Below are 17,842 nucleotides of genomic sequence, written 5' to 3'. Positions count from 1 at the left end.
TATGAAAACAGTATTTTTAATTGATGGTGCAAGGACGGCTTTTACGAGTTTTGGTGGGTCCCTAGCAAGTGTAAAAGCGGATGATTTAGGAGCAGTAACTGCAAAAGAGGCGATGGAGCGGTCACAAGTTAAACCGGACCAAATAGATCATGTTATTTACGGAAATGTCATACATTCCAGCACCAACGCCGCTTTTCTTTCTCGACATATCGGTTTAAAAGCAGGAATACCAATTGAGGTTCCAGCCATGAATGTCAATCGCCTATGTGGCTCCGGTTGTCAATCTATTGTTTCTGCGGCTCAAATGATTTTGCTGGGAGAAGCTAATATAGTTCTTGCTGGTGGTGCAGAAAATATGTCGATGTCACCTTATGCAAACTTTACTGCTAGATTTGGTGGTAGCAAAATGGGAACAATGAAGTACGAAGATATGGTACTGAGCACGTTAACGGATGAGTACATCGGAAGTGGTATGGGGTTGACTGCGGAGAAATTAGCAGAACAATACAGAACATCACGAGAAGAACAGGATGAGTTTGCTCTACTTAGTCAAAAACGTGCAGCCTATGCACAAGAGTCTGGTAGATTTGCAGAGGAAATCGTAGGCGTTGAAGTATCGAGTAGAAAGGGCACAACTTTAGTCGATCAGGATGAGCATATTAAAGGTCAGGTAACGGCAGAAAAGCTCGCTTCATTAAAGCCTTCATTTCAGAAGGACGGTACAGTTACTGCTGGTAATGCAAGCGGCATTAATGATGGTGCTGCCTCAGTAGTGATTGCAAGCGGAGAAGCTGTAGATAAGCATGGGCTAAAGCCAATTGCAAAAATTGTGTCTTGGGGCATAGCTGGCGTAGACCCTTCCATAATGGGAATTGGACCCGTTCCAGCAATTAAACAAGCACTTTCTCGAGCAGATTTAACTTTAGAGGATATGGATCTAGTAGAAATAAATGAAGCATTTGCCTCTCAATATTTAGCTGTGGAAAAAGAATTAGGTCTTAACAGAGAAAAGACTAACGTCAATGGGGGAGCAATTGCTTTGGGACATCCTGTTGGAGCGAGCGGAACACGTATCTTTATTTCTTTGGCATATGAGCTAAAAAGACGAGGGTTAAAGTATGGGATAGCCAGCCTTTGCATCGGTGGCGGTCAAGGTATTGCTATTATTATTGAAAATGTAAGCTAAGGAAGAAATTTATGCAAGGATTCTATAAGCTGTCCCTAGGGCTAATAATAATTTACCAATATTTATCATGTTTCGCTAGATAAGTATTTCTATTGGAAGTATAATAATATTATCGGGCAATTTTCTGATAATTGAAGTGGCTTTAAATAGTTATATCAAAAGAGAAGTTAGAAAGAACATCTTAGAGTTTTAGGAGGTAACCATGATGAAGATTGGTGTATTAGGAGCAGGAACCATGGGGAACGGAATCGCACAAGTGATGGCTTCAGCAGGGCATGAAGTGACGCTATGCGATATTGACAACGAAACACTGAGAACAGCAGCTTCAAAGATTGATGCTAATTTATGGAGACTCTATAAAAAAGAGAACAAAGAATTTAGTGAAATTGGACAGGTGCTAGGTAGAATCACATTTACAGCTGATAAAACAAAGCTAGTAGGGTTAGACATCGTAATAGAAGCTATATTAGAAAACAGCGAAATAAAGAAAAGAGTGTTTGCTGAATTAGATGTTATTTGTGATTCAAAGACAATTCTAGCTTCTAACACTTCAGGCCTTAGCATAACAGAAATAGGAGCAGCAACTGAGCGTCCGGACCGAGTGATCGGAATGCATTTCTTCAACCCAGTGCCTGTGATGAAGCTAGTAGAGATTATAAAAGGCTCTGATACAAGTGATGAGACGTATGAAATGGTGAAAGGGTTAGTCCAGCACATCGGGAAAGAAAGTATAACGATACAAGATGCTCCGTTATTTGTTGTTAACCGTATTCTAGTTCCTATGATCAATGAAGCAATTTTTGTCTTAGGCGAGGGAATCGCAACCGCTGAGGATATAGACAAAGGTATGATGCTTGGAACAAACCAACCAATCGGTCCACTAGCATTAGCTGATTTGATTGGTTTAGATACACTTTTATCAGTAGCAGAAACATTGTTTGAAGAAACTGGAGACAGCAAATACAGAGTCCCACCTCTACTTAGAAAAAATGTAAGGGCGGGTAAACTTGGTCGAAAAACTGGCAAAGGGTTCTATACTTACTAAATTAAAAACCATCATCTATTAAAAAATAGATGATGGTTTTTTCAGTTCTATATATTAAATAGATAATCGTGTCAGGAGTGTTACAGGTGCCTGGCACCTGTAACACTTTTGTAATATAAGGGTGTTTAGGGATTGAGTTTGTGTTGGGATTTGTCATAGGTTCAAGTATCTTTGAACTAAGATATTTGGGTGATGCTATATTACAGAAAATGAGGCAAATTACTTGGTTTATGTTAAGGATAATAAAATGTTGATATTTAGAAAAAGTTTTTATGGTGATAATAGCTAGAAATTTGTTATAAATTTTAATTATTAAAAAAACGTGACGAAAGTCTGTGAGTTATTAGTGCTAGAAAGTAAAAATAGCAATTTTGGAATTCTTTGACTCCTTAAAAAGAGAATGTTATTTATTATATTAGGCAATGGAAATAATGTGTTTTATACCCCTTAAAAAAATATTTTTATTAATAGGTTTATAGATTGCCGAACAGGGGGATAAGACTATAAGAATTGGATTTATTTAGTATAATTCATGGCAGAAAGTATCAAAAAGTAAAATATATCCATTAGCAATTATTTTATGTAAAATATTTGTAATCTAATTGGATAAAGCAGTAAAAAGAGGAAGTACCTGTGGAGGAACATAAAGAACTTCTTTACGTTAGCTATCACAGTTATTTTATAAATTGCTAAAAAACTTAAACACAAGGGAGATGTAATGAATGTCAGGAATTATTCGCGTAACACCAGCAGAATTGGATGCTATGTCATCACGTTACAGTCATGAGTCAAGTGAGGTTGCTTCTCAAATCGGCCGTTTGGATGGAATGATTGGCGAATTGCAATCCATGTGGGAGGGTGCTTCTAGTGCAGCCTTTGCAGAACAATATGAAAGACTTAAACCGCATTTCAACGATATGCGTGAGCTTTTAAGTGAGGTTAGTGTGCAATTAAGTCGTACTGGTCAAGCTCTTCAAGATGCTGACCAACAAATTGCTAGCCAAATCAGAGGGTAAGAGTTGCAATGTGAAGGATGAAAACATAGAGCGTCATTCCACTGCGGAAGGCGCTTTTCCTTCTTTTTCTTCTATTTTGGTTAGCTTTAATACTATTTTCGAGAGGTGAGATTTGTGTATATAGAGATTACAGTAGACCTTTCTAAGTATAACGGGAAAATTATTGACCTCCGGCTATCCGATTATTACACGATGAAAAAAATGATTGATATTGCCTGGCAGGCTGCTTCCATCTCAGAACCAAAGCGAGAAGGACATTGGATACGCGTGGTAAACAAAGATAAGTTGTTTCCAGGGCATTTAACTATGTCTGACTGTGGAATTACGACCGGCGATCGAATTGAAATCATTTAAGGAGAAATGGATATGGCCTCTAAAAAGAAAGAAAAGATTAAACAAAGAGCTAAAACAATTAAAACTTATACATATTTAAAAAACAGAACCGGTGCGGAAATAAATGAAGAAGCAAATAAAACCACATTTGTATTCCAGAAGGAACGAGTTGCTTTTAAACGTACAGAGGAAATTATCTTCTTAAAAGAAGTAAATCCTAAAATATCTAAAGATATAGTTATCACAGATGATGAGCTAATTCTTCAGGCAATGATTCCAAAGGATTATATGCGTTTTAAAGACATTCAGAGGGAAGAGGAAAAATCCAGATGGATGCTTGGTTATCAGCTAGTAGAAAAAGTATACTCACATCCATATCCTCGATTAAATCTGATTGTATGTCCTGAAAATATTGTATATAGCAAGGCTGTTGAGCCGATGTTTCTCTACTACGGTGTTCTAGGGAGTCTTCCGCCATATGAAACGGATGAAGAGAGGCTTTGGCTAGAGACAAAAGCAGTAGTAGCAGCTGCAATTGATGGTTCATTTACCTTTGAAGAGTATTTAAAGTACTCCGAAATATTAGAGCTAAAAGAAATTGGAGCTACCATAATGGGGATGAAGAATAGTCAATCCCTTTTAGACTACATTGCAGAACAAATGGAACAACTAGAAATAAAAGAAAGGAGCAATGTAAAACTACCAAGAAAGAAATGGAATTGGACAAAATATTTAGCTATAGGTCTAGGCATTTTAATTCTTCCTGCAATCATATTTACTATTATTTATTTCGTACATGAAAAGCCTAAACATGAGGCATATACATTGAGTCACGAATACTTTCTTGGCCAGAATTATAGTCAGGTAGTGACATTATTAAGTCCATATAGCGTAAAAGGGATGCCTTATGTTGTTCTTTATGAGCTAGCTTACGCCTCTGTAACAAATGAAAGACTTGATGAGGAACAGAAGAAAAACGTACTATCAAATATCACGTTACAGACCGATTCCTCCTATTTAAAATATTGGATACATTTAGGGCGTGGGGAGGCAGAAGAGGCCGTTGACCTAGCGCGAGGAATGGAAGACGGTGAGTTAATTACATTTGGTTTATTAAAAAGACGTGAAGAAGTTAAGGCAGATAAGGATCTGAGTGGGGAAGAAATGCAAATACAGCTTAATGAAATAGATCAAGAGGTAGAAGAATACGAAAAATTAATGTTAGAAGCAGAAGAGGCTGAAAAAGAAGCGGAAGAAAATTCTAAGAACTAACATTGTAAATACGACATATTGCGTTCTATTCGTTTTATTATGTATTCAGTATTTGCTCGCACAAAATTATGAGTGATTGAAAGAAGGTGTTCAGATTGTTACAGCTATGGGTGTTTTATGGAGAAGATTATCAACGAATAGAACTAAAAGAAAAAGACTTCACAGCGCTTACCATTGGCCCAGCTATTGAGCACGATGTGACCGTACAAAACTTTCCGTTTCTTTTTGGAGAAATTAAGATAGAAAAAAAGGAAAATCGTTTAGTAGTTAACGATGGGTCCCAGGAGGTTGGTGAGTTAACAGATGAAAACAGTTTAACGATCGAGCAAAGAGAAAGATTTCTAAAGCTCTATATAACATCAGCTCCGCTCCAAGCAAAGACATACTATACCGACTATGAAAATGAGGTATCTTTTGACAGTAAAGGGGATAATGCAACGTTTTATCGTCATAATATACAGTTTCCTGAGATAGAGCTTGGACATTTCTCTGTAAATAAAATTAATGATGGTTGGATAATAAAGAAGGATTTTCTTTGTCCCTTATATTTGAACGGAAAAAGATGTCAAGCAAATCAAATTATCCAATTAGGGGATGTCCTTCAATGGGCTTTCATGGAGATAAAGCTCGTTAAAAGGGATTTAATCGAGGTAGTTACTAGCTCAAACTATACAAGTTTACTACCTGAAATAGAGCTTCCCAAATCCGAAAGATATAGTATGTATCCTGAATATAGACGAACTCCTCGTATGATATATGACCTCCCGGAGGATAAAGTATCCATATCCTTTCCAGCTCAGGAAAGTGATTCAACAGGAAGAAGTTTGTTATTAACGATTGCCCTACCACTTGTAATGCTTATTGCGATAGGTACAATCACGATCTTTGTACCACGAGGACTATTTGTCATTATCTCCATTACGATGTTCATGGCGGTTCTTGTAACCTCGACGATTAACTATTTTAAGGAACGAAAAAAGCGAAAAGAAAACGAAGAGAAGCGAAGAAGAGTATATGCAGCGTATATGGCTAATTTGCGTGAAGAGTTGTATGAGCTCTCCGAAAAACAAAAATTTGTTTTAGAATATCATTTTCCTTCATTCGACGAAATGAAACAAATGACTGAGGAGTTATCCGGTCGTATTTGGGAAAAAAGCTTAGAGAGTCATGACTTCCTACAGTTTAGATTGGGTAAGGGGGATATTCCTTCTAGCTACGAGATAAAACTTACGTCAGGCGACCTGGCAAACAGAGAAGTCGATGATTTGTTAGAAGAAGCTCAAAGAATGGAAAAAGTATATCAAACGATTCCATCTGCGCCAGTCACAACTGACCTCCATAAAGGTATTTTAGGTTTGATAGGTAAGGAAAGTGTTATTAAACGCGAGCTTCAACAGATTATTGGACAATTGGCATTTGCTCATAGCTATCATGATATTCGTTTTATTAATATTTTTAAACATGAAGAATATGAGGATTATGAATGGATGAAGTGGCTTCCCCATTCCACCCTCCCAAATATGCACGCGAAAGGCTTGATCCATAACGAGGAAACTCGCGATCAACTTCTTTCTTCTCTATATGAAATAATTCGAGAACGCGACGTCGATGAGATGAAAGGGAAAGTGAGATTTGCTCCCCATCTTGTTTTTATCATCTCGGATACCTCCTTAATAGCGGAGCATGTCATTATGGAATATTTAGAGAAAAAAGACACGAGAGAATTAGGCTTCTCTGTTATTTTTGCGGAATCTGCTGAGGAACGAATGACTGAGAATGTTCATACCCTTGTCCGATATGTAAATGAACAAGAAGGAGATATTTTAATAGAAGAAGGGAAGGCAGTTAACAAGCCATTTCATCTGGATGAGTACGATTCAGTTACGAATGAACGATTTTCACGTATGCTAAGAACTTTAAATCATCAAATTGGGATGAAAAATTCTATTCCTAATTCTGTAAGTTTCTTAGAAATGTTCGACGTCAAAGATGTGGATGATATTCCGATTAGCCAATACTGGAAAATGAATGAATCCGCTAAATCATTAGCCGTTCCCATTGGATTAAAGGGTAAGAAAGAGCTTGTTCATTTAAATTTGCATGAAAAAGCTCATGGTCCCCATGGATTGTTGGCAGGGACAACAGGTTCTGGTAAAAGTGAATTCCTTCAAACATATATTTTATCGCTAGCAGTTCATTTCCACCCACATGAGGTTGCGTTTCTATTAATCGACTATAAAGGAGGAGGTATGGCTCAGCCATTTAAGAATATTCCTCACCTATTAGGAACAATCACCAATATTGAAGGTAGTAAGAACTTTAGTATGCGTGCCCTTGCTTCGATTAATAGCGAACTAAAACGGAGACAGAGGCTCTTTGATCGCTATGAGGTTTCTCATATTGATGACTATACAACGCTTTATAAAAATGGTGTCGCATTAGAGCCTCTCCCTCACTTATTTCTTATTTCTGATGAGTTTGCGGAGCTAAAGAGTGAGGAGCCAGAATTTATTCGAGAGCTAGTAAGTACTGCTCGGATTGGGCGTAGCTTAGGAGTTCATCTAATACTGGCGACTCAAAAGCCAGGTGGGATTATTGATGAGCAAATTTGGAGTAACGCTCGTTTTCGTGTAGCTCTGAAGGTACAAGATGCAAATGATAGTAAAGAAATCCTAAAAAATAGTGATGCTGCTTCTATTACAGTCACAGGTAGAGGTTATTTGCAGGTAGGGAACAACGAGGTTTATGAGCTATTCCAATCGGCTTGGAGCGGGGCACCTTATATGGAGGAAACACTTGAAGGAGAAGAAGACATTGCTGTTGTAACTGATTTAGGACTCATTCCGCTTACCGGAATTGAAACGAAGGTAAGTAAGAAAAAAAGCAATATGACCGAAATCGAAGCAATGGCAGCTAAAATTGCACAAACGCAAGACGATATGTCAATTCAAAAGCTACAAAGTCCGTGGCTGCCTCCTTTAGCATTAAGAATCATCCCGTTCGAGTATGCAGAACCGCAAAAAGATGCATTTTTGTTAGGTATGATTGATGAACCAGAAAAACAGGCACAAAATCCAATCTATTACGAGTGGAAGAAGGATGGGAATGTAGGTATTTTTGGTTCCTCTGGCTATGGAAAATCGTATACCCTATTAAGAATCCTACTAGGCATAGCGCAGAATCTTAAACCTACAGAGGCTCATCTATATATTTTAGATTACGGAAATGGTTCCCTTCTTCCTTTAAAACGACTCCCGCATACGGCGGATTACTTTACGATGGATGAGGAATTAAAGTGTGACAAGCTAGTTAAGCTATTAAAAGATGAAATTTCCAATAGAAAGGTAGCCTTCCAAAATGCCGAGGTAAGCAATATCCATATGTACAATAAATTATCGGATACTCCTTTACCTTTAATTTATGTTGCCGTGGATAATTACGATATTGTGCGTGAAGAAATGGAAGAGCTAGAAGCACAGCTGATACAGTTTGGTAGAGACGGTCAATCTTTAGGTATCCACCTTCTTATTTCCGCAACTAGAGTGCAATCGATCAGACAGTCTCTCATGAACAATTTAAAAACGAAAATAGTTCATTATCTAATGGATAACACGGAGGCTTACGGTGTAATCGGTAGAGTCCCATTTGACTTAGAGCCTTTCCCAGGGAGAGCCATTATTAAGAAGGAAGACGCTAAATTTGCACAGCTTTTCTTACCAACGCAAGGAAAAGATGATTTTGAGGTACTTGAATCTTTGAAATCAGAAGTACAAACAATAAGAGCTGCTTATGCAAGTCAGCCAGGGCCAAAGCCTATACCAATGTTGCCTCTTGAACTAAGCAGCAACAACTTCCAAAATTATATAGAAGAAAAGCCTGCCCAAGGTATGGTTCCATTGGGCTTAGACGAAGAGACGGTTCGACCAATCATGATCAACTTCAAAAAGAATCGTCATCTAATGTTAATCGGACCTGTTCAACGAGGCAAAACGAACACAATCAAGTGGTTAATACACCAATTAATTGACCAAGAGAATGGTTTTGTTGCTATCTTTGATTCATTCGATCGAGGACTTGCAACTTTCTCAGACGATCCACAGGTGGAATATTTGGAAACGAAGGATCGATTGATCGAATGGATTGCACGCGTAGAGCAACATTACACAGAGGTAGAAAACAGTTATCTAGAGAGCTTACAAAATGGTCAATCACCAAAGATTATACCTGCTCACTTTATCATTGATGGCTATACAAGATTTTTACAGGTGGCAGATGTGGGCATCCAAGATCGCCTATCTAAGCTTATGAAGAAATCTACACATCTAGGCTTTAATGTGATTGTATCTGCTAACAATTCAGAAATAACTAAGGGATTCGATGCGTTCACTAATGAATTGAAGCTAGTTCGACAAGGCTTAGTCTTTATGAAAAAATCGGAGCAAACGCTATATACAGTTCCTTATGAAAGAAAAGAGGCTGAGCTGCCACTAGGCTATGCTCATTACGTATTCAATGGAAATGCTACAAAGGTTTTAATTCCGTTATGTAAGATGGAGAGGAAGATCACGCAATGAAAAACTTAAAAAGCTCGGGGTTGTGGAAAATAGTTGCTGGGATTGTTTTAATATTAGCTCTCCCTATTTTGTTCTTCCAACTGATGGGGGTCAGTATATTAGATTTGGATAACCCAAATAAACGGGTTATCGCAATTGTAAATGAGGACCAAGGTATTACAAAGGGGCAGGAGAATATTGACATGGGGGTAGAGGTAGTTACAATTCTAGCTACCGACTCACCATATGAATGGAAGGTAGTTGGTCGAGGGGCTGCTGAGAATGGGCTAAAATCCAATCAATATGAGGCAATCGTGTATATTCCTTCTAACTTTTCATCCAATATTATGTCCTATGATCAGCAAAACCCTGCCAAGGCAGAGTTTTCGTATAAAGTGCACTCTCAAAAGGCCGGTCTTCGTAAAGAGCGTGTACTACATGAAATAGAGTCAGCTAGCAATCGAGTGAATGAAAAAGTATCAACTCTATATTGGACGTATGTGGCTCAAGAGATGGATCACATAAAAAAGGAATTCGCCAATATTTTAGGTAAAGAGACTGAGTTTTTAACGACAATGTCTGATTACTATAAACCTGAATCTGAAACGCTTGCTGAGGAAATGAAACGACAAAAAGAGCAGATGGCCGGATTGCTTTCCACAATCAGCTCCGCAAATAATGCCCATGCATCTAGAATTCAAAACGCAGAGACCTTTGGCAACCAAATGGATGGATTTATAAGTTATGTTCAGCAATATAAAGTCTTCCAGGATAGCCAAAAAGAAATTTTGAAGCAGGTTCAGGATGATAGCTTGGCCAAGATAAAAGTAGCGGCATTTTCGCAGTCGGAGAAATTTAACAAAACAGTACAACAGCTTGAAGAAAGCAATGAAAAGTTAAACGATGAAATATATAAGGTCAATGAAATCATAGATGTCAATCAAGAAAAATTTAATGCTTTGTCTGAGCTACGAAAAGGTGAGGTAGACAGACAATTGAATGACCTGCTTGCCGTCCAAAAAACTGCAATTGATCGTTACAACTACTCTGTTCTTAATAGTTTAGAGAAAGGAATTGAGGCTAGAAAGAATGGTACAGCTGTTTTAGGTCTAATGGATATTGGGACAGATCCACAGCAGTTAAATACAATTCGCGAAGAAATGGAGCGCAAGGCTGCAGCTAAGTCGGAAACTCTTCTTCCAGGCTTAGAGGAAGAGCGTACAAAGGTCAATGAAATTCTGACCGCGCTACAATCTTTAAAAACAAAAGTAGCGGAAACAGACCCTACTTCTACTTTAGTAAATGATTTAGAGCAGCTGCAAGGAGAGTTGACGAATGTTACTGCTCTTATTTCTCAGAAGGAAGGTATTTGGAATAACTCAAAGCAAGAAGGAACAAATGATTATGCTGCTGCAACTGAGGAATATAAAAATCTTTTAACTAACTATCATACGGTATACGGAGAATACAAATCCGTTCAACAAATCATCGACACCTATCCGGCTGATACAGTGAGATTGGGATTAGAGATTAGCCAAAAAGAAGAAGCTCTATTGAATCACGCTCAACTAACAGCAGAACAGAAAACTAGATTACAAGAATTATTTAGTAAAAGAGTTACCAATACGGAGCTAAGCTCTTTATTGTCCTATTACGCAACACTAGAGCAGTTCGAATTCACATTAAATGAAGGTGGAGATAGCGTCAATAAGGATGCACTGCTTGAGGATGAAATTTTAACTGCTTTACTAAAAAATGTCGTAGACGTAAATGATTTGGAATTAGAAAGCTGGACTGCGGTTGAAGAAAGTATTCCGCAAACGCAATTAGGTATGACAGACCTTAGTACAACGTTTGCAGCTATTATGTCAGGTCAAAGAGAAACGGTAGAAGAACAGCATTTATCACTACTCAATGATTTAGACACTATTGATAAGCAGGCAAATCTTTTGCTACAACAGATTCAAAACCCAGCTACTATGTTAGGCACTGGTGAGCCTCAACAAACGGTAGGTGAAGGAGAGGTTGTTTCTAGTCAACAAAATGTAAGTAATCAGCTTCTTTCACTTAGCGAAATGATGAACACCTTATCAGAGCGCCAGAATAACCTCGTGAATTATGCGAATGATTTACATGCTAAAGCAGATGATATTAAGTCAACTTCTAACGAGTTTAGTAGCAAATGGGAAACTAACGTGGATGCAATGACCGACTTTGATGGAGACATTCAAAGTTTCCTAGCTAACACATATGTGGATGGACAGGAGAATGGATATGCATTTAACCATTTTGTTAATCCATTAGGAGTAAAAGGAGCAACTGCCGTATCAGAAGATGGACAAAAAGTTCCGCCAGTTATTTTATTTATCATATTACTCATTAGCAGTTTATTAATAGGGTATTTTACTTATCAATTAAAGGATGGGGCAATTGGGCTTCGCGTAGCGATGACGATAATTTTATCCGTTCTAGTAGGAATAATTATCAGCTTATACAGTGTCAATATGTACATTCTAAATGATGAACGTGCCATTCAGTGGACGATTTTTACAGTGCTATTACTATTGGCAAGTGCTTCTATAGTTCGAGCGGCATTAGAATTTGGTCAGGCTGCAGGCTGGTTGGCTAGTATAGCACTTATGTGTGTGTATATCGTTCCTTTACTAATACTTGCAGTTCCAGATGTAAGTGTTCCAGATATTTTATCGAATGTATATTTATCTATTAAATATGAGGCAGACACAAACTTTTTGGTGGGAGTAATTATTACAGGCGCTATTGCTATAGTGATGCTAGTAGTTTCGTATTTTGTGAGCAAGAATAATGGCCAAAATGCTACAACAGTAGATGAAGCCTATGAAAGCTAACAAAATTATTTTGATTATCTTCTGTGCAGCACTACTCTGTTTTTTTAAAAGTGGAGAAGTGCTAGCAGATGAAAATAAAACAATTGATGAATTAGAACCTTTGCTATATGAAAAATTAGAATTCAAGAAGAATACCGATTATCTACACGATGTAAAGAAGACCGAAATGAAAAATACTATTCCTGTTAAGCAATTTAATATTTATTTTGATGGTAGAAAAAAGTTACCTGATCGAAACGACTCCTCTTTCTTATTTCAACATGCTGAAAGAGGAGAGAATAGTACGGTAGCAGCAAGATCGGTAGAATTAAAGCTATTTACTTCAGGGGACAAAGAGACAAAAGTACAAACGAACACCTCTTTTCAAGAGGAAGAAAGCTCAAGCAACAATCTTCTTATCTTCATTTTTCTTTCCATTATAGTCATTGGGATTATCATTCTTTTCACTGTATTTTTACCGAAGCTTGCTCAACCAGCAAACGGTGTTTCTAGAAGAAAAGATCAAAAACCTTTAGGAGAGGGGTAATAGAATTGATCGCACATTATTATGCCATGATAGCAAAAAAAGAAGAGGAAATAAGAAGATTGAACGAGTGTCAATCCTCTTTAACTGGAAAACAATCTGAGTTTACCTCGAATGAACCGAAATGTATGGAACCGGAGTTAACTACTACAACCTGGTACGGGACGCTAGCCACTGCTTTTGATGAAATACGTGAGTCAGGAATAAAGGCTCCTTACCAAGAAATTATTGGGACGCAATTTAGCGCGGTGTTTAGCGCAATTTCAGCTAAAATAGCAGAAATTCAAGCAGAGATTGCGGCTCTTAGGGCAACAATCGCAAGAATAGCGGCGGAGGAAGCTGCTAATCCGGGAAGATATACAGGAGTATAACAAAGGAGGTCTTTTTATGACTGAGGTAAAAATTGTCTACGCTGATGTAGAAAATCAGTTAAAGGAAATGACGGCTGCAAATGAGGGACTAAATCCTACAAAAGAGTCGCCCATTGAAGGAAATGTATTAGATGTCGTTGATAAACTAAATGAACTTTCTACAAATCTAGAAACCTTATTGACTAAATACCAGAATTTATTGAATGAAAATATCCTTACTACTACTAGCTCTGTTGAATTTATGAAAGAAACGGATGAAACATTATCCACGGGTATCAAAGGCTCTGGAGGATATAGGATGTTGGCGCAATGAAGGTATTAGATGTAGATTTACTTCAAACTGGTATAAAGAGCAATTTGGATATGTTGACTCGTTTGGAAGAAGAAATAAAAGAAATAGAGAAGACTATAACAGGCTTAGTGGGAATGGATAGTAGTCTAAAAGGGCAGGGTGGAGAAGCTATTCGCTCCTACTACAATGATTGCCATCTTCCTTTTCTAAAATTCTTTTTACAATTTAAACAAAATTTTAAAACAAAGCTTGACCAGCTAAAATCTGCTTTAGATTCATTGGAGCCAGACACAGAGGGGTATATTCAGGAAAGCTTCCTTTTAAATGAGGTAGAAGAAGGATTAGCTGAAATATCTAGAATTACTGGTAATTTAACTGATGAGTCCAATGCCATAATGGACCAGGTGTCCGATATTGTGGCACTTCCTCATTTAGATGATAGTGACGTTCAGCAAGGGGTCATCGATTCTAGAAAAAAGAAAGATGACACAGTAACTGACTTGAATGAGTTTGACTCAACTCAAGTATCCTCTATGCTATCAGTCGAATCGAATATAAAAACAATGGATACATGGTTACAGGAAATGGAAGGAATGATGAGCTCAGGGCTCTCCGACATTCATTTTCCTGCGGAAGCTTGGGCTCAATATACGGCTTGTACCCCAATTTTAAGTAATCTATCGAGCAGTGTAAACGATCCAGGTTCTGTAGCGGAAAAAGATGCTTCTGAAAGTACTGGGGATGTTTCAAAAGATGGTAATTTTAGTGAGTATGTAGGTCATTATGGTAATGCTAGCACTATCATAACTGACACTAAATCGGGTATTCACATGTATAATGCTACTAAAAACGGGCAACTATCTACTTCTAGGCATTTTGTTCATGAATATGGTAAAACTTCCTACCGAATTAATGCTAGTGCTACAGCTATGGGGAAATTAGGTTTTCCCAATGAATCTGGAGGAATGCTTAAATATGCTGGAAAGAAACCTGGACAGTCAGGTTGGTCAGCAAAAGGAGAAATGGTTTTAGAAAAACATCCCCATCTTCGGTATTGGGGAGATAGTGCCACCTTTGGTGAAAAGGTAAAGACCGTTGGTTCTGCTACGTTTAAAGGAGCTGGAACTGGTTTTACTGATTTAGTAGACTTTAAAGGAGTTACACAAAATGGTGTGGCAAAAGGATTACTAAAAGGAGCTACTAAAGGAGTTGCCCCTCTTACTGCTGCATTGAGTTTTAATGATAATTATAACACCGCTAAGGATGATGGATTGAGTGGAGGAGAAGCCGTAGCAAGAGCTACAGCAGATACCGCTGCTGATGTGGCGATTGGGAGTGCCATTCAAGTAGGTCTGACTGCAGCTGGTACTGCATTTATACCAATACCAGGATTAGGAACATTTGTTGGAGCAATAGCAGGAGTTGGGGTCAATATGTTACTAAACGCTAAAGGGGACGATGGTAAATCCGCTTTGGATAAACTGAAGGGGTGGTTCCATTAAGAAAGAGGAGAGAAATTTGGCAAGTAGGTTAAAGGAAGAGGATTTTGAGGTATTAAGGATTCCTTTAGAGTCAGGGAGACAAGGGCCAGCTCAATTGGCAGTAGCATTAATTTTAGGGGCTATTTTTATGCCACTGATATATGCTTTAGAATACTATGTGGCATCATACGATAGTATTTTTCCTTATAAACAGGAAATTCTGAATGTGCACTTTTGGTTTACAATTATTTTAGCCGCTTTGTCAATTGTTTATGCTATTCCATTCATTTATCGTAGAAGCCAAAAATTCCAATATTTATTAAGCATACTAGTTTCTCAAAATCTTTTTACATTTCCCTTATTTATTTGTGCTTTATTTTTCATCGGGAGAGACGGAGAAGGGATGAAGGCTACGCCTGAATCTCTTCTAAACTTTACATATGTTTTATTATTTATTGGTTTACTGGTTTTTGTTGTAACATTTGTAAGATTTTATATTTTATTACGAAAAGGGCAGTATAGAAAGGGTTCTCGCAAAGAGCAACTTCGAACAAAATTTGAGAAGAAGTCCTTGTTATCTACTGCTATATTTGTGGGAATTGGTTTAGTATTGGTTCTCCAATTCATCATTAGGAAATCTGCTATCAATGATTTCAATATGTACGGTGTAGTCCTAATTGGTATAACTCTTTTTTATGTTATGCTTTTTATTCTTCCGGAGCAGCTTATTATTCTATATTGTAAAATGCGTTTTAAAAGCTTTAATTATAATGAACGTGGTTATTTAAATGGTTTGGAAACTGATCTGAGAGGGTGAACTTGATGGGGATTGAATTATGTGCACTAATGTTTGAAAATTTGCTAGTCTTTAATGCCGAGGGGAATAAGGAAGATTGGCAGGAAGGTATTTATCATTTAGAGGATATTGCATTAACCAAGGATGTATATAGAAATGGACCTTTGTTTTTCTCGTTTAAAAGTGTGGAAGATAACGAGTCTTTTGGAAAATTTACTTATTATCTTCCGATAAATAGTCAAGTGGAAGTTGCAGAAGATGCGAACTTTTCTTTTCAAAAACACTTTAAAGTGGATAGAGCATTATTATTACGCCAGGCGGATGAAAAACTTAATATAAACACTGCGTTCGATGAAATAAAATCCTATTCCAATTTAAATAATATAGAAATTGAGGATTATTATTATTGTATCCTTCTAAATGTTTATGGGGAATACATAGTAGATTTATATGTACCATTAAAAAGCCAGGGTGATGAATAATGATAGTAGAGGACCATCAAATTGCTTATCGTAACGTAGCATCAAAAAAATATAATTTTGTTCCAGAAGAGATTGAATTAGCCTTCCAAGACTTCGTACAGCTTTTATCGAAGCATAATTATTCACCAGCAGGTGTAGTATTTTATACTATTCTTAGTGAACCAACCGCAGAGGTTATGACTGCAGAGATATTTTTGACAATAAATGAAGATAGCTTAGTTATTCCTAGTGAGGAAGCTGTTAAATTTACTAGCTATTTTTGCGTAGACAATTTACTGATGACTAGAGTAAAAGATGATTTCGTTTTAAAATCTCAAGAAAAATACTGGGAGTTATTTAGCTATATGGAGCAAAAAAAATATGTTCAGAAGACCCCACTTTTCATTCAAATGAAAAAAATGCATACAACTAATTCCTCTTACGTGGAAATGAGTATAGGCGTATTTTAAGGTTAATAAGTACCCGGTTTGTAGCATTTTGATGATGGAAATTCAAGAGCCCTTATTAAAGCCTGTACCCGTGATGGTATGGGCTTGCTTATTATTTATTACAGGTGCCAGGCACTTGTAATATATTGGTCATAATTCATAAGAGTATAGTCATTTTGAAAACGCATCCTTTTAAGAAGGATGCGTTTCGTTTTATTTGGTATAAAAATCAATCTTTAATGTTAACAACGTGGTTATCGCTGTTTCTTAACTTGAATTCGTGCTACTTGGTTTAGATTAATGGTGTATTGGTTATCTGTCACCACGAACATTCCACCATTTATGTATTCGCGCTCTGCTGTTCTAATGTCCGTGTTTGTTTCAAATAATAGTTGATGGCCATCGTGAAAAGATAATAAAAATTTATATTTTTTTATTTCATCGACGTTCTCCAATTTTTCACCCCCTTTTAATCGATAGTATCATTTGAATAAATTAATTTCAATATAATTGGTAATAAAGAGTGAATATTTACTCATTGTATTCATTGAGTAAATATAAATAGGTATAAGCCCTTTCTTGGTATATAATAAGTGGACAAACATAATTGTTTTAATAGAAGCTAAAAGGAGTTTGAATTGATTGAGTAAAAAGTCTATAAAAAATGAGTTGCCTGAAAACTATGAAGAGCTAAAGAAAGCAGCCAATCGTACTGGAAGCTGGAGAACTCGTCTTAGTGCCGTTGAAGAATTAGGAAATTATAATACAAGCCAAGTAATAGATATCTTAAAAGTTAGATTAACCCATGATCCTGTATTCCAAATTCAAGAAGAGGCTTTCCGCGCATTGCTAGAATTAGGAGAAAATGTAGAATTACCTAAGCGTAAAAAGTTTGAACTAGTTAAAGGAGCGAACAAGGTGTTCGTTCGAGTGAAAAAAAGCTTACCAAAAGATCATAATTTTGATGAGTATTTAACTAAGCTAAAAAGAATGAGAATCGATGTTTATGATGCATACGAGGGTGAAAAGGGCTTAGACTGGTTAGAAGAAGAGTGGAAAAATTTAAAGTAACCTTTTAGAACAAGGTCAATCGAGCTAGATGATTGGCCTTTTTTTATTATAAAATACATGATTTCTGGCTTTAGAATAAATAGTTTAATTTTTTGAGAGATTTTATTTGTACAAAAACTTGTTTAA

Annotated in this window: 16 protein-coding genes; 15 read left to right on the top strand and 1 reads right to left on the bottom strand. The window is 37.0% G+C overall.

From position 1 onward, the window contains the following. Window position 1: 1 nt before the first annotated feature. The 14 genes from H9650_RS03325 (at window position 2) to H9650_RS03260 (ending at window position 16,666) form a co-directional block, all read left to right on the top strand. Window positions 2-1,186 carry an acetyl-CoA C-acetyltransferase gene (locus tag H9650_RS03325; protein ID WP_191696556.1) on the top strand — a complete coding sequence of 395 codons (1,185 nt, stop codon included), beginning with the start codon at window positions 2-4 and terminating at the stop codon, window positions 1,184-1,186. Window positions 1,187-1,391: 205 nt separating this feature from the next. After that, window positions 1,392-2,231: a 3-hydroxyacyl-CoA dehydrogenase NAD-binding domain-containing protein gene (locus H9650_RS03320; protein WP_191696699.1), complete on the top strand. Its 840-nt coding sequence runs from the start codon at window positions 1,392-1,394 to the stop codon at window positions 2,229-2,231. Between the two features lie 722 nt (window positions 2,232-2,953). Then, window positions 2,954-3,247, top strand: coding sequence for a WXG100 family type VII secretion target (locus H9650_RS03315; protein WP_144537407.1), 294 nt, complete (start codon window positions 2,954-2,956; stop codon window positions 3,245-3,247). A gap of 114 nt (window positions 3,248-3,361) precedes the next feature. After that, window positions 3,362-3,601 carry an EsaB/YukD family protein gene (locus H9650_RS03310; RefSeq protein ID WP_151111032.1) on the top strand — a complete coding sequence of 80 codons (240 nt, stop codon included), beginning with the start codon at window positions 3,362-3,364 and terminating at the stop codon, window positions 3,599-3,601. Between the two features lie 12 nt (window positions 3,602-3,613). After that, window positions 3,614-4,852, top strand: a complete 1,239-nt coding sequence (gene essB, locus H9650_RS03305; RefSeq protein WP_186318105.1) for a type VII secretion protein EssB — start codon at window positions 3,614-3,616, stop codon at window positions 4,850-4,852. 95 nt (window positions 4,853-4,947) lie between these two features. Then, window positions 4,948-9,426, top strand: a complete 4,479-nt coding sequence (gene essC, locus H9650_RS03300; protein WP_191696555.1) for a type VII secretion protein EssC — start codon at window positions 4,948-4,950, stop codon at window positions 9,424-9,426. Beyond that, window positions 9,423-12,272: a type VII secretion protein EsaA gene (gene esaA, locus H9650_RS03295; RefSeq protein WP_191696554.1), complete on the top strand. Its 2,850-nt coding sequence runs from the start codon at window positions 9,423-9,425 to the stop codon at window positions 12,270-12,272. Before essC ends, esaA begins: the two co-directional genes overlap by 4 nt. Next, complete coding sequence (gene essA, locus H9650_RS03290; RefSeq protein ID WP_191696553.1) at window positions 12,262-12,798, top strand: type VII secretion protein EssA; 537 nt, start codon at window positions 12,262-12,264, stop codon at window positions 12,796-12,798. The genes esaA and essA overlap by 11 nt, the downstream gene beginning before the upstream one ends. 5 nt (window positions 12,799-12,803) lie before the next feature. Continuing rightward, window positions 12,804-13,166: a YwqH-like family protein gene (locus H9650_RS03285; RefSeq protein ID WP_225215872.1), complete on the top strand. Its 363-nt coding sequence runs from the start codon at window positions 12,804-12,806 to the stop codon at window positions 13,164-13,166. A 16-nt stretch (window positions 13,167-13,182) separates the two neighbouring features. Beyond that, window positions 13,183-13,479, top strand: a complete 297-nt coding sequence (locus H9650_RS03280; protein WP_144537419.1) for a YwqI/YxiC family protein — start codon at window positions 13,183-13,185, stop codon at window positions 13,477-13,479. Further along, complete coding sequence (locus H9650_RS03275; protein ID WP_191696552.1) at window positions 13,476-14,960, top strand: ribonuclease YeeF family protein; 1,485 nt, start codon at window positions 13,476-13,478, stop codon at window positions 14,958-14,960. The genes H9650_RS03280 and H9650_RS03275 overlap by 4 nt, the downstream gene beginning before the upstream one ends. 16 nt (window positions 14,961-14,976) lie before the next feature. Next, entirely contained in the window at window positions 14,977-15,756 is a 780-nt protein-coding gene (locus H9650_RS03270) for a hypothetical protein (RefSeq protein WP_191696551.1), read from the top strand. A 5-nt stretch (window positions 15,757-15,761) separates the two neighbouring features. Further along, complete coding sequence (locus H9650_RS03265) at window positions 15,762-16,217, top strand: DUF5085 family protein (RefSeq protein ID WP_151111018.1); 456 nt, start codon at window positions 15,762-15,764, stop codon at window positions 16,215-16,217. Continuing rightward, window positions 16,217-16,666 (top strand): DUF5085 family protein, encoded by a 450-nt coding sequence (locus H9650_RS03260; RefSeq protein ID WP_191696550.1) that lies wholly within the window; start codon window positions 16,217-16,219, stop codon window positions 16,664-16,666. Before H9650_RS03265 ends, H9650_RS03260 begins: the two co-directional genes overlap by 1 nt. A 233-nt stretch (window positions 16,667-16,899) precedes the next feature. Here the strand turns inward: H9650_RS03260 and H9650_RS03255 are convergent, their stop codons facing one another. Beyond that, on the bottom strand, window positions 16,900-17,100 hold the full coding sequence (locus H9650_RS03255; protein ID WP_144537429.1) for a hypothetical protein: 201 nt from the start codon (window positions 17,098-17,100) through the stop codon (window positions 16,900-16,902). Window positions 17,101-17,287: 187 nt separating this feature from the next. Between H9650_RS03255 and H9650_RS03250 the strand changes: the two genes are divergently transcribed. After that, entirely contained in the window at window positions 17,288-17,716 is a 429-nt protein-coding gene (locus tag H9650_RS03250) for a HEAT repeat domain-containing protein (protein WP_191696549.1), read from the top strand. The last annotated feature ends 126 nt before the right edge of the window (window positions 17,717-17,842 follow it).

The organism is Psychrobacillus faecigallinarum (assembly GCF_014836595.1).
GTDB lineage: Bacteria > Bacillota > Bacilli > Bacillales_A > Planococcaceae > Psychrobacillus > Psychrobacillus faecigallinarum.
The sequence above is the reverse complement of the archived record's forward strand: the minus strand, read 5'-3'. Positions and strand labels throughout refer to the sequence as shown.

Excerpts from the sequence above, each read along its gene's own strand:
- H9650_RS03320 (WP_191696699.1), top strand. The coding sequence starts at position 1,392 with ATGAAGATTGGTGTATTAGGAGCAGGAACCATGGGGAACGGAATCGCA.
- H9650_RS03265 (WP_151111018.1), top strand. The coding sequence starts at position 15,762 with ATGGGGATTGAATTATGTGCACTAATGTTTGAAAATTTGCTAGTCTTT.
- H9650_RS03315 (WP_144537407.1), top strand. The coding sequence starts at position 2,954 with ATGTCAGGAATTATTCGCGTAACACCAGCAGAATTGGATGCTATGTCA.
- esaA (WP_191696554.1), top strand. The coding sequence starts at position 9,423 with ATGAAAAACTTAAAAAGCTCGGGGTTGTGGAAAATAGTTGCTGGGATT.
- essB (WP_186318105.1), top strand. The coding sequence starts at position 3,614 with ATGGCCTCTAAAAAGAAAGAAAAGATTAAACAAAGAGCTAAAACAATT.
- H9650_RS03325 (WP_191696556.1), top strand. The coding sequence starts at position 2 with ATGAAAACAGTATTTTTAATTGATGGTGCAAGGACGGCTTTTACGAGT.
- H9650_RS03280 (WP_144537419.1), top strand. The coding sequence starts at position 13,183 with ATGACTGAGGTAAAAATTGTCTACGCTGATGTAGAAAATCAGTTAAAG.
- H9650_RS03260 (WP_191696550.1), top strand. The coding sequence starts at position 16,217 with ATGATAGTAGAGGACCATCAAATTGCTTATCGTAACGTAGCATCAAAA.
- essA (WP_191696553.1), top strand. The coding sequence starts at position 12,262 with ATGAAAGCTAACAAAATTATTTTGATTATCTTCTGTGCAGCACTACTC.
- H9650_RS03275 (WP_191696552.1), top strand. The coding sequence starts at position 13,476 with ATGAAGGTATTAGATGTAGATTTACTTCAAACTGGTATAAAGAGCAAT.